This is a genomic window from Achromobacter sp. JCM 18799 (genome assembly GCF_055395645.1).
Genome location: NZ_AP043866.1, coordinates 2,684,726 through 2,698,065, shown reverse-complemented (window position 1 = coordinate 2,698,065; position 13,340 = coordinate 2,684,726). Strand labels below are relative to the sequence as shown.

Annotated in this window: 6 protein-coding genes and 2 rRNA genes; 5 read left to right on the top strand and 3 right to left on the bottom strand. The window is 60.8% G+C overall.

From position 1 onward, the window contains the following. The first annotated feature begins 18 nt into the window (after nt 1-18). On the top strand, nt 19-693 hold the full coding sequence (locus ACZ5YA_RS12765; protein WP_059379517.1) for a hypothetical protein: 675 nt from the start codon (nt 19-21) through the stop codon (nt 691-693). 55 nt (nt 694-748) lie between these two features. On the opposite strand, the gene ACZ5YA_RS12760 is transcribed toward ACZ5YA_RS12765, so the two are convergent. Both ACZ5YA_RS12760 and ACZ5YA_RS12755 read right to left on the bottom strand, forming a co-directional pair. Next, nucleotides 749-3,157: a DUF3772 domain-containing protein gene (locus ACZ5YA_RS12760; RefSeq protein ID WP_251881246.1), complete on the bottom strand. Its 2,409-nt coding sequence runs from the start codon at nt 3,155-3,157 to the stop codon at nt 749-751. 233 nt (nt 3,158-3,390) lie between these two features. Beyond that, on the bottom strand, nt 3,391-4,311 hold the full coding sequence (locus ACZ5YA_RS12755) for a LysR family transcriptional regulator (protein WP_059379515.1): 921 nt from the start codon (nt 4,309-4,311) through the stop codon (nt 3,391-3,393). A gap of 240 nt (nt 4,312-4,551) precedes the next feature. On the opposite strand from ACZ5YA_RS12755, the gene ACZ5YA_RS12750 reads away from it, so the two are divergent. Beyond that, entirely contained in the window at nt 4,552-6,069 is a 1,518-nt protein-coding gene (locus tag ACZ5YA_RS12750) for an acetyl-CoA hydrolase/transferase family protein (protein ID WP_125472970.1), read from the top strand. Between the two features lie 130 nt (nt 6,070-6,199). Here ACZ5YA_RS12750 and ACZ5YA_RS12745 read toward each other — a convergent pair whose 3' ends face one another. Continuing rightward, nucleotides 6,200-7,144 carry a LysR substrate-binding domain-containing protein gene (locus ACZ5YA_RS12745; protein WP_118935206.1) on the bottom strand — a complete coding sequence of 315 codons (945 nt, stop codon included), beginning with the start codon at nt 7,142-7,144 and terminating at the stop codon, nt 6,200-6,202. A 120-nt stretch (nt 7,145-7,264) separates the two neighbouring features. On the opposite strand from ACZ5YA_RS12745, the gene ACZ5YA_RS12740 reads away from it, so the two are divergent. The 3 genes from ACZ5YA_RS12740 (at nt 7,265) to ACZ5YA_RS12730 (ending at nt 13,197) form a co-directional block, all read left to right on the top strand. Then, nucleotides 7,265-7,570 (top strand): hypothetical protein, encoded by a 306-nt coding sequence (locus ACZ5YA_RS12740; protein ID WP_223283520.1) that lies wholly within the window; start codon nt 7,265-7,267, stop codon nt 7,568-7,570. Between the two features lie 871 nt (nt 7,571-8,441). After that, nucleotides 8,442-9,972, top strand: a 16S ribosomal RNA gene (locus ACZ5YA_RS12735). A gap of 342 nt (nt 9,973-10,314) precedes the next feature. Next, a 23S ribosomal RNA gene (locus tag ACZ5YA_RS12730) occupies nt 10,315-13,197 on the top strand. Together the 16S and 23S rRNA genes form the textbook arrangement of a ribosomal RNA operon. Nucleotides 13,198-13,340 lie beyond the last annotated feature (143 nt).

The window sequence follows — 13,340 nt, the reverse complement described above, 5'->3', positions numbered from 1 at the left end:
TCCGGGCGAGGGGACATCATGAAGACCATAGTGCTTGCCATTTCCCTGTCGCTGGCGGCGGTGTCCGCCGGCGCCCAGACCAGCAGTTCCAGCGCGACGACATCGGCGTCCTCGGGATCGACCAACGCCGGCAACAATCAGGGCATCACGCTCAACTCCAGCAACAGCGGGACCAGCACGCTGCGCAGCGTGCCGCCGCTGGGCGGACAGAGTTTCTACGGTTCATTCTCGTCCGACAGCTGCATGGTTTCGGCGGGCGGGGGCGGCGCCGTGGTTGGCTTCGGCATGAACGTTGCGATTCCGATCGAGGACCAGAAGTGCAGCCTGCGGCGCAACTTCGAGCGGACCATGCAGGCGGCCGCCTCGACCAAGGATGCGGACCGTTCGCGCCGTCTGGAGACCGCGGCCATCGACATCCTGTGCCAGACCGACGACCGCACCAAGGCGGCGCTGGTGGCGCAGGGGCTGTGCACCAATCCCGCATTGACGACGGCGGATCACCGTTTCGACAGCAACGCGGTGGCGCAGGCGGCGCCGCCCGCAGGCGGCCCGGTGCTGGCCGACCGGCCTGCGCCGCCCGCGCCTCCCGCGCCCGAGGCGCAGGCCTATCCGGTGCGCAGCGTGCAGAGCGCCGCGCTGGCGTCTCCGCCGCTGCGCAACCGCACCTATACCGATCTGTATACGCCGGGCTGAGGCGGGAGTCCTGTGCGTCCCGCGCGGGGCGGGACGAAGCCAGGATGTGTGGACGCTAGGATTGCGCGGGCGGCGGGACGGCGAGAGGGGCCGACGCCGGCGGCGGGGCCGAGGCCAGCAGCATGGTGGGCGGCGACGACACCTCCAGGCCCGCGTCATGCAGGCGCTTGAGCAGGGTGAACAGCAAGGCGCTGCGCACGCCGTAGGCCGCCCGGGGCGAGGACACGTAGCCCTTGGCGTTGAAGATCAGGTTGCCGCCTTCGATGCCGTCCAGGAAGACGTTGGGAGCGGGCGTGTCCAGCACGTCCTCGTGGTCCGAGAAGGCTCGTAGAATCAATTCGCGCACCTGCTCGGCATCGGTGGATAGCGGCAAGGGCAGCTTGATCTGCACCAGCCCCAACGGATTCGAACGGGTCACGTTGCGCACGGTCTTGGTGACGAACTCCGAGTTCGGCACGATCACCGTGGAGCGGTCGCCCATCTGGATTTCCGTGGCGCGCACGTTGATGCGCAGGATGTCGCCCTCGACCCCGCCCAGCGACACCCAGTCGCCCACCTTGACCGGGCGCTCGGCCAGCAGGATCAGGCCGGACACGAAGTTCTGCACCACCGCCTGCAAGCCAAAGCCGATACCCACCGACAGTGCGCTCGCGATCCACGCCACGCGTTCCAGTCCTATGCCCGCGGCCGACAGCGACAGCGCCACGGCGATCACGAAGCCGGCATAGCCGAACAGCGTGGCGGCCGACAACTGCATGCCCGGATCCAGCTCGGTCGTGGGCAGGTAGCGGTTGGACAGCCAGCGCTTGAGCATCTTCACGGCCAGCAGCGACAGCCCCAGCACCATCAGCGCCTGCAGCACCGCGCCGGGGCGGATCTGGGCTTCGCCGATGGCGAGCCCCTTGCGCAACTGATCGAAGCGCTGCAGCAGGTCCATCGGCGCTTCGCCGAAGGGCGCCAGCAGCAGGATCACGGCCAGCAGGCCGACCGCCACGCGGCCCACGCCCGACAGCAGCACGGCAGCCTGGTCGCGCATGCTGGGCGCTTCGTGCTCGCCGCCGTCGCGGTGCGAGGTGCCCAGCAGCGTGCTGAAGCCGTCCTCGATCAAGGTGGACAGCAGATAGGCCGAGGCCAGCACGATCAGCACCCACAGCACCTGCTTGACCATGAAGCTGCCGAACGCCACATAGCCCGCCAGCAGGCTGGCCAGGCTCAGGATCAGCACGGTCCAGACCGCGCCCAGCAGCAGCGACACCCAGAAGGGGATCGGCGCCTCGTTTTCCTGCATGGCCTGGCGCCGCAGCCGGCGGCTGATGGCCAGCACCGCGCCCAGCGTCGCCATGGTCAGGACCGCGACGATGCCGGTCAGCGTGATGGTGGTGGTCAGGCTGGCGTTCAACAGCACTGGCAGGCGTTCGGCCAGCCAGATCATCACCACCAGCACGCCCAGCACGCCGGGCAGCCAGCGCAGCCGCGTCGCCACAATGTCGCTGACGGGCGGCAGGCGCCACGACGGCCGGTTCGCGGACAGCAGCGCATAGCCCAGGCCGGACACGTAGCCGCCGAAGCACACCGTTCCCACCAGGTTGGCCAGCAGCGACGAGGTGTTGTCGCTCAGCTGCGAATTCCAGTCCAGCCCCATATGGATCAACAGCGCGACCACACCCGGCGTGGCGACGGCCAGGACCACATGCGTAACCGCTAGAAAGGAGCGGCGCAGGCGCCCCGGCGGCACGCGTGTGGCGGTTATCCGCAGCAGCACCCGGCCGATGGCGACACGCAGGGCGATCGTCAGCGCGATCGCCGCGCCCAAAAGCAGCCAGCCCCATTTCGGCGTCTGTCCGACCGCGGTCGCGAGGTCGTCGCGCAGCGCTTCCAGGCGTTCCAGGTCGCGCGGGAACTCCTCGCGGAACTCGGTCCAGAATTGGTCGGACAGGAAGGAATCGCGCCGCTCGCCCAAGCGCGCCTGGAACTGCTTGCGCCGCTGCGCCGAGATCTGCTCGGCCGTTTGCCCGGCGTCCACGGACAGCAGCCTGGCCAGCTTGATCTGCGCGTCCAGCGCCCGGCTGGTCTTGTCCAGCTGCATGCGCTGGGCGGCGACGTCGGAGGCTTCCTTGACGCCTTCGGGCGGCGTGCCCAGCTCGCTCAGCCGGGCCGTCACGCTGGCCAGCTGAGGCGTCAGGGCCTCGGCGGCGGCGTCGGCCTTGGACTGGATGTCCAACGCGTCGCTGCGCTGTTTCACCAGGGTGGCGTCATCGGTTTCGTCGGCGACGCGCTTGCGGATGTCGTCGATCTGCTTGCGCGCGGTCGCCAGCGCCGCTTCCGTGTCCGCCGGCGTGGGCGGCGCCGCGGCATGGGCCGGCAGCAGGACAAGCACTAGCAGCAGCGCCGCGATCAGCGCAGTGAAAATGGAGGCGCGGGCGCGGCGAGGTTGCGCGCGCAGGGTTAGGGAAGTCTGTGTCATGTTCTGGGGCGAGTCGCTCGCATTCGAGGCGGGAGCATAGCAAGCCGCCGCCTCATCCGTTGCAACAAAAACGAGCGCTGCGGCCCTATTTTTTTTGGTGCGCCCGACGGCCGTTGTGGCGGCGCGGACCCAGGGTAGAAATAGGGCCGGATAGGCGATCGGACGCCGCAGGCAGGCTCTGCTGCGGGCGGCGTCCGCAAACCCTATTTACGCGGCCAACGTTTGGATTCAACTCAAACAGGACGGGCGCTCGGCGCGGCGCGCTTTTTCGGCTTGCCCAGCACCGCGTCGCATACCTCCAGCCAGGCGTGGGCGGCATACGACAGATAGCCGGACCGCTGCCAGATATGGCCGACCTCCCATTGCATGCCGGACTTGGCCAGCTTGGCGGTGCTCAGGCCGCGCGTCTTCATGCGCTGCATCAGGGGTTCCGGCAGCAGCGCCACGCCCAGGCCCGCCGAGGCCATCGCCACCAGAAAGTCCCAGTGCGCGCTCTGGGCCGCGATGCCGGGCTGGAAGCCGGCATCGGCAAACGCCTGACGCAAGCGCCGGGTGATGGCGAAGTCGTCCGTGGGTATCAAGAGGCGCGCATCGCGCAGGGCGGAGAGTGGCAGCGAGGTCTTGCCGGCCCAGGGCGCGTCGGGCGGGCCGATCACCCAGATCGGGTAGCTGCCGAAGGGCTGGGCGGCCAGGCCGCCGTCTGGCGCAATGGGAAGAATGGTCGCGCCCACCTCCAGTTCGCCGCTGGCGACCAGGCCTTCCACGGCCTGGCCGGTGCCTTCGCGCAGGGTCAGGTGGATGCCCGGATGCAGTTCACGGAAGCGCTTGACCACAGGCGTGAACAGCAAGTTGATCATGGGCGGAATTCCGACCTCGAGCGCGCCGCGGCGCAGGTCCGCGGTCTGGCGCAATTCTTCGGACAGCTGGCGCATCGTTTCCAGCACCTGCAGGCCGCGCTGGTACATGACCCGGCCGGTGTCGGTGGGGCGGGCGGTGTGGCCGTCGCGGATCAGCAGCGGCGTGCCGGCCTCTTCCTCCAGCTGGCGGATCATCTTGCTTACCGTCGACTGCGTCACGAACAGCGTCTTGGCCGCCTGCGTAAAGCTGGCGTGCTTGACGGTTTCGACGAAGTACCGCAATGCGCGCACGTCCATGGACCGGGACTCCCTCGCGCGTTATGCGCAAAACCCTCAAACGATGAAAAAAATGACTTATTTGGATGATTTTAAGTCATTACGAGATTTGAGCCGGCCTTCCTATACTGCCGAAAATTCGTTCCCGGACCGCTTCGAGTCGGCCCGGGAACCTCGGGAAACGCCGCGTCAGACGGCGCCTGGGCGCACAGCGGCAACGCCGCGCCCCGCCGCACGTAGGCCCTTGAATCTGGAGACACCATGCATCTCGACCGTATCCGCCACCCTGGGCTGCGCGCCAAGATCACTTCCGCCGATCAGGCGGCTTTGCTGGTTCAGGACGGCATGACCGTCGGAATGAGCGGCTTCACCCGCGCAGGCGACTGTAAGTCGGTGCCGGCGGCGTTGGCGGCCCGCGCCGAGCGCGAGCCGCTCTCCATCACCCTGATCACCGGCGCATCACTGGGCCATGACACGGACAAGATGCTGGCGCAGGCCAACGCGCTGGCGCGCCGCATGCCGTTCCAGGTCGACACGACCCTGCGCCGCAAGATCAACCAAGGTGAAATCGCCTTCATCGACCAGCACCTGTCGGAAACGGTCGAACAGCTGCGCGCGGGCCATATCGGCCCCATCAACGTCGCCATCATCGAGGCCGCCGCCATCACCGAGACCGGCGCCATCGTGCCGACCATGTCGGTAGGCAACTCCGCCTCTTTTGCGCAGCAGGCGGACGTCATCATCATTGAATTGAACATGGGCGTGCCCGCCGCCATCGAGGGCCTGCACGATATCTACGTGCCCGAAGCCCGTCCGGCGCGCCAGCCCATCGGCCTGGTTTCCCCCGACCAGCGTATCGGCCAGTCCTGCATCGAAGTGGATCCGGCCAAGATCGCCGCCATCGTCATCACGCAAGAGCCGGACAGTCCGTCCAACGCCTTGCCGCCCGACGAGGAAACCAATGCCATCGCCGGCCACATCAATGACTTCCTGCGCCGCGAGGTCGACGCCGGCCGCCTGACCAACGAGCTGCTGCCCTTGCAGGCCGGCATCGGCACCATCGCCAACGCGGTGCTGCACGGCTTCGAGTCGTCCAGCTTCGAGAACCTGACGATGTATTCGGAAGTGCTGCAGGACAGCGCCATCGAACTGCTGGACCAGGGCAAGCTCGCGTTCGCGTCGGCCTCTTCGATCACGGTGTCCAAGCCCGTGTACGAAAAGATCCTGGCCAACATGGAGCACTACCGCGAGCGCATCGTGCTGCGCCCGCAAGAGATCAGCAACGCGCCCGAGATCGTGCGCCGTCTGGGCATCATCGCCATCAACACGGCGCTGGAGTTCGACATCTACGGCAACGTCAATTCCACCCACGTGGGCGGCACGCACATGATGAATGGCATCGGCGGTTCGGGCGACTTCGCGCGCAACGCGCACCTGGCGATCTTCGTGTCCAAGTCCATGGCCAAGAACGGCGACATCTCCAGCGTGGTGCCCATGGTGTCCCATGTCGACCACACCGAGCACGATGTCGATGTGCTGGTCACGGAATGCGGCCTGGCGGACCTGCGCGGCCTTGCGCCGCGCGAACGCGCGCGCGCGGTGATCCAGAACTGCGTGCATCCGTCCTACCGCGACGCCCTGCAGGATTATTTCGACCGTGCCTGCGAACGCGGCGGCCAGACGCCGCATCTGCTGGAGGAAGCGTTCTCCTGGCACCAGCGCTTCAATGAAACCGACACGATGCGGCCGGCCAGCCCGGCTGCGCGCAAGGTAGCCTGAGGTCCACCGCGACGCGAGCCTGCCGCCGCCGCGACGCCTGCCGGGTTTGCGTGCGTAGCGCATCCCGGCTTGCGGATCGTGGTTTTCGCTGGCGTCGCGATTTGGTAGAGGTAAGGCAGCGGAGGCTGTCTTACCTTTTTTTTGCCTGGGTTTTCTTGCCGGGGCCGGACTTGGGGATGGTCAGGTTTTCGCGTGACATCTCCAGCTCGTCGCGCAGCCACTGCTTCAGTTCCACCAGCGGCGCCCAGTCGCGCAGGCTGGGCCGGTAGACCAGGTGATAGGTCTGCGCCTGTTCGTACTCGATGCTGATCGGAGAAATCTGCACCAGCCGGCCTGAGCACAGCGCGTCCGCGGCCAGCAGTTGGCGTCCCAGCGTGATGCCCAGCCCTTGCTCGGCGGCCTGCATCATCATGCCGGCATCGTTGAAGGAAGCCACCGGCGTGACGGGTGTGTCCAACCCGGCGGCGCTGAACCACGATTGCCAGAGCTCGCGCTCGCCCAGCAACGGTTGGCGCGCCAGCGTCTGGGGCGAGTAGTCTGGAAGCGCCGCCGCGGTTTCGGGCGACGCCAGGACGATCAGGGGCAGCGGCGTGTTGAACAAAGGTTCCGATTCCACGCCCGCCCAGGGGCCGCGCCCAAAACGCAGCGCGGCGTGAAAACCGTCGCGCAACAGATCCACCACCTGCTGCGACGTTTCGATTTCCAGCGTCAGACCCGGATTGCGCTCGCGCCAGCGCGCCATGCGCGGCAACAGCCAGCGTTGCGCGAAAGAGGGCAGCACCGACACGCGCAAGCGCTGCTCGCTGCCAGAGGCTGCGGCCGACGCCGCCATCGTCCCTTCATCCAGCAGCGCCATGGCGCCCTGCACGCTGCACAAGAGCGCGGCGCCGGCCGAATTCAGGACGATGCCCCGGCCGCTGCGCTCGAACAGGGGAAAGCCCAGTTGGGTTTCCAGCACCTTGATCTGCTGGCTGACGGCGCTGTGGGTCAGATGCAGCCGTTCGGCGGCCGCGCGCAGATTCTGCAGCTCGGCCACGGCACGGAAGGCGGGGAGGGTACTGAGCGGCAGGCGCATGATGGGGACCCAGGGAGAGATTGGTCATCATAGCTTACCGATACCCCCAAAACAATTCGATTTTCAGCGGGGTATTGGGCGACTACGCTTACCAAAGTGCATAAATACCTGGAGCCCATCATGTCTGCACAGCTTTGCACCCCGTCTTCTTCCGCCCTGGCCGCCATTGCCAGGGATCGCCAACAGTCCCCCGCACAGCCGGTCGCGGCGCAGCCCGCCCAGCTGGCGGCGCCGCGCGCGGGATTCATCGCGATGCTTGCGGCCGCCTATCGCAAGCGCCGCAATGAAGCGCGCCTGCGCCAACTGGCTGCCGATCTGGATGAGCACATGCTGCAGGATCTGGGCGCGCCCGGATGGCTGATGAACGAGGTCGCGGTCAAGCGCGACCTGGCGCGCTTGCGCGACGTGGACTACCTGCGCTGGTAGGTGGAGCTTTGGCCTCTGGTAAGCGGCCCGGCGTCCTTGCCGATTCCCCTTCGCGGCCCCGTCTCCTATATCAGGCAGGAGCGGGGCCGCGCGCTTGCCAGGAAGATGGCCTGTCTCTAGCTCTCTATATATAGCGATGCGGAGGGCGCTAGAGCGCGCGGCTGGTGAGGCGTGGCAGATGGTGGATGCATCTGGAACAAATATTTGGCCGCATGGCATGACAGACGGAAAACTTGTGCTATAGTCTCGCTCCTTCGCAGTTCGGACAGTTCTGAAGCGCGAAGCCAAGCAAGCACAACAGGTCGGGCAAGAAGATTCGAGCCAAGCCTGCCGCAAAGCAGTCAGAAATGAACGCCGCGCGGTTATTGCAAGGATTGCAGCAAGTTAGGCAAAAGCCAGTTGCACAATCTGCAAAAATCGTGTTATAGTCTTAGGCTTAGCAGTTACCGAAAACTTAGGGTTAACCCTGATATTTCGATAGCTGCTAAGAGAGGCGGACCTGAAGAGGTCGCAAGCAAGAAAGCGAAACGCAGTATGTGACGCTGACTTGACAAGCGAAAAAAACTTCTTCATAATCTCGTTTCTCTGCTGCAAACAACGCGGCGCCAGCGAAAGCGGCGTAGCGAGGCGAGCAGACAGTAAGTAGTACAGAATTTAGCAGTACCGCTCTTTAACAATTAAACAACCGATAAGTGTGGGCGCTTGATGCGAGTGCAATGTGGCTTCGGTCACAAGCACAATGAAATCAAGTGCTCACTAGAAGTGAAGTACCTTAGACGTCAAGTTTAAGAACATACCTCACTTCCTTTGAGTAGCGACGTATGACTCGACCCTTTCGGGGGTTAAGAAATACGAAACAAATACAGAGATTAAACTGAAGAGTTTGATCCTGGCTCAGATTGAACGCTAGCGGGATGCCTTACACATGCAAGTCGAACGGCAGCACGGACTTCGGTCTGGTGGCGAGTGGCGAACGGGTGAGTAATGTATCGGAACGTGCCCAGTAGCGGGGGATAACTACGCGAAAGCGTAGCTAATACCGCATACGCCCTACGGGGGAAAGCAGGGGATCGCAAGACCTTGCACTATTGGAGCGGCCGATATCGGATTAGCTAGTTGGTGGGGTAACGGCTCACCAAGGCGACGATCCGTAGCTGGTTTGAGAGGACGACCAGCCACACTGGGACTGAGACACGGCCCAGACTCCTACGGGAGGCAGCAGTGGGGAATTTTGGACAATGGGGGAAACCCTGATCCAGCCATCCCGCGTGTGCGATGAAGGCCTTCGGGTTGTAAAGCACTTTTGGCAGGAAAGAAACGTCATGGGTTAATACCCCGTGAAACTGACGGTACCTGCAGAATAAGCACCGGCTAACTACGTGCCAGCAGCCGCGGTAATACGTAGGGTGCAAGCGTTAATCGGAATTACTGGGCGTAAAGCGTGCGCAGGCGGTTCGGAAAGAAAGATGTGAAATCCCAGAGCTTAACTTTGGAACTGCATTTTTAACTACCGGGCTAGAGTGTGTCAGAGGGAGGTGGAATTCCGCGTGTAGCAGTGAAATGCGTAGATATGCGGAGGAACACCGATGGCGAAGGCAGCCTCCTGGGATAACACTGACGCTCATGCACGAAAGCGTGGGGAGCAAACAGGATTAGATACCCTGGTAGTCCACGCCCTAAACGATGTCAACTAGCTGTTGGGGCCTTCGGGCCTTGGTAGCGCAGCTAACGCGTGAAGTTGACCGCCTGGGGAGTACGGTCGCAAGATTAAAACTCAAAGGAATTGACGGGGACCCGCACAAGCGGTGGATGATGTGGATTAATTCGATGCAACGCGAAAAACCTTACCTACCCTTGACATGTCTGGAATTCCGAAGAGATTTGGAAGTGCTCGCAAGAGAACCGGAACACAGGTGCTGCATGGCTGTCGTCAGCTCGTGTCGTGAGATGTTGGGTTAAGTCCCGCAACGAGCGCAACCCTTGTCATTAGTTGCTACGAAAGGGCACTCTAATGAGACTGCCGGTGACAAACCGGAGGAAGGTGGGGATGACGTCAAGTCCTCATGGCCCTTATGGGTGGGGCTTCACACGTCATACAATGGTCGGGACAGAGGGTCGCCAACCCGCGAGGGGGAGCCAATCCCAGAAACCCGATCGTAGTCCGGATCGCAGTCTGCAACTCGACTGCGTGAAGTCGGAATCGCTAGTAATCGCGGATCAGCATGTCGCGGTGAATACGTTCCCGGGTCTTGTACACACCGCCCGTCACACCATGGGAGTGGGTTTTACCAGAAGTAGTTAGCCTAACCGCAAGGGGGGCGATTACCACGGTAGGATTCATGACTGGGGTGAAGTCGTAACAAGGTAGCCGTATCGGAAGGTGCGGCTGGATCACCTCCTTTCAGAGCTTAGTGCTCGTGTTAAGCGTCCACACTTATCGGTTGTTTGATGTAGCTGGTGTCAATGTTTTGATGCCGTGTAGAGGCTAACTCATAGCGCTGCTCGCAGTGTTATGAGTTGGGTTTTACTCAACAGCTATATTCGTTCTTTAACAATCTGGAAGAAGCACAACGAAAATGTACTTATCAAGTACTCGGCGCAAGCTGATGAAGATAAGTACGGGTTGTGATTGCATTAATTTTGTTCCAAGTTCTCAAGACTGGGGTGAATAACCTCAGACTGCTTTGAAACTTATGAACGGCACAAACGCTAATACTCAGGTCCTATAGCCTACAGCGTTATAGGATCAAGCGACTAAGTGCATATGGTGGATGCCTTGGCGATCACAGGCGATGAAGGACGTAGTAGCCTGCGAAAAGCTACGGGGAGCTGGCAAACAAGCTTTGATCCGTAGATGTCCGAATGGGGAAACCCACCGCAGTAATGCGGTATCCCTGGCTGAATACATAGGCCAGTGGAAGCGAACCGGGTGAACTGAAACATCTCAGTAGCTCGAGGAAAAGAAATCAACCGAGATTCCGAAAGTAGTGGCGAGCGAAATCGGAAGAGCCTTTACGTTTTAGCACGCAAGATAGTCGAACGGAATGGAAAGTCCGGCCGTAGCAGGTGATAGCCCTGTAGGCGAAATCTTGTGTGTGGAACTAAGCGTAAGAAAAGTAGGGCGGGACACGTGAAATCCTGTTTGAAGATGGGGGGACCATCCTCCAAGGCTAAATACTCGTGATCGACCGATAGTGAACCAGTACCGTGAGGGAAAGGCGAAAAGAACCCCGGAAGGGGAGTGAAATAGATCCTGAAACCGTATGCATACAAACAGTAGGAGCCTCCTTGTGGGGTGACTGCGTACCTTTTGTATAATGGGTCAGCGACTTACATTCAGTGGCAAGGTTAACCGAATAGGGAAGCCGTAGCGAAAGCGAGTCCGAATAGGGCGATTCAGTCGCTGGGTGTAGACCCGAAACCAGATGATCTATCCATGGCCAGGTTGAAGGCACGGTAACACGTGCTGGAGGACCGAACCCACTAATGTTGAAAAATTAGGGGATGAGCTGTGGATAGGGGTGAAAGGCTAAACAAATCTGGAAATAGCTGGTTCTCTCCGAAAACTATTTAGGTAGTGCCTCAAGTATTACTGCGGGGGGTAGAGCACTGTTATAGCTAGGGGGTCATGGCGACTTACCAAACTATGGCAAACTCCGAATACCCGCAAGTACAGCTTGGGAGACAGAGCACCGGGTGCTAACGTCCGGACTCAAGAGGGAAACAACCCAGACCGCCAGCTAAGGTCCCAAATTATCGCTAAGTGGGAAACGAAGTGGGAAGGCATAGACAGTCAGGAGGTTGGCTTAGAAGCAGCCATCCTTTAAAGAAAGCGTAATAGCTCACTGATCGAGTCGTCCTGCGCGGAAGATGTAACGGGGCTAAGCGATAAACCGAAGCTGCGGGTGTGCACTTTGTGCACGCGGTAGGAGAGCGTTCTGTAAGCCTGCGAAGGTGGCTTGTAAAGGCTGCTGGAGGTATCAGAAGTGCGAATGCTGACATGAGTAGCGATAAAGGGGGTGAAAAGCCCCCTCGCCGTAAGTCCAAGGTTTCCTGCGCAACGTTCATCGGCGCAGGGTGAGTCGGCCCCTAAGGCGAGGCAGAGATGCGTAGCTGATGGGAAGCTGGTTAATATTCCAGCACCGTCGTACAGTGCGATGGGGGGACGGATCGCGGAAGATCATCAGGGTGTTGGATGTCCCTGTTGCTGTATCGAAGATGGCGCTTAGGCAAATCCGGGCGCGTAAATCAAGGGTATGGCACGAGCGAGCATTGCTTGCGAAGTGATTGGAAGTGGTTCCAAGAAAAGCCTCTAAGCTTCAGCTGTACGAGACCGTACCGCAAACCGACACAGGTGGACGGGATGAATATTCCAAGGCGCTTGAGAGAACTCAGGAGAAGGAACTCGGCAAATTGATACCGTAACTTCGGGAGAAGGTATACCCCGGTAGTGTGAAGCGCCTGCGCGCTTAGCATGATGGGGTCGCAGAGAATCGGTGGCTGCGACTGTTTATTAAAAACACAGCACTCTGCAAAGACGAAAGTCGACGTATAGGGTGTGACGCCTGCCCGGTGCCGGAAGGTTAAGTGATGGGGTGCAAGCTCTTGATCGAAGCCCCGGTAAACGGCGGCCGTAACTATAACGGTCCTAAGGTAGCGAAATTCCTTGTCGGGTAAGTTCCGACCTGCACGAATGGCGTAACGATGGCCACACTGTCTCCTCCTGAGACTCAGCGAAGTTGAAGTGTTTGTGATGATGCAATCTACCCGCGGCTAGACGGAAAGACCCCATGAACCTTTACTGTAGCTTTGCATTGATCTGTGAACCGGCCTGTGTAGGATAGGTGGGAGGCTTTGAAGCGTGGTCGCTAGATCACGTGGAGCCATCCTTGAAATACCACCCTGGTTTGTTTGCGGTTCTAACCTTGGTCCGTTATCCGGATCGGGGACAGTGCATGGTGGGCAGTTTGACTGGGGCGGTCTCCTCCCAAAGTGTAACGGAGGAGTTCGAAGGTACGCTAGGTACGGTCGGAAATCGTGCTGATAGTGCAATGGCATAAGCGTGCTTGACTGTGAGACTGACAAGTCGAACAGGTGCGAAAGCAGGACATAGTGATCCGGTGGTTCTGAATGGAAGGGCCATCGCTCAACGGATAAAAGGTACTCTGGGGATAACAGGCTGATACCGCCCAAGAGTTCATATCGACGGCGGTGTTTGGCACCTCGATGTCGGCTCATCTCATCCTGGGGCTGTAGCCGGTCCCAAGGGTATGGCTGTTCGCCATTTAAAGAGGTACGTGAGCTGGGTTTAAAACGTCGTGAGACAGTTTGGTCCCTATCTGCCGTGGGCGTTGGATACTTGACGGAGCCTGCTCCTAGTACGAGAGGACCGGAGTGGACGTACCTCTGGTGTACCGGTTGTCATGCCAATGGCATTGCCGGGTAGCTAAGTACGGAAGAGATAACCGCTGAAGGCATCTAAGCGGGAAACTCGTCTGAAGATAAGGTATCCCGGGGACTTGATCCCCCTGAAGGGTCGTTCGAGACCAGGACGTTGATAGGTCGGGTGTGGAAGCGCAGTAATGCGTTAAGCTAACCGATACTAATTGCCCGTGAGGCTTGATCCTATAACACTGATGGTTATGACCTGGTGATGTAGCGTTCCAAGTGTCGTTCAATACAAAATCTGGCTGCACCGTCAGCAGCCAGCCAACACCAATTACACCCCACCGTGCGTGATCATCGAGTCCGACTCTGATCGCCACGCGTT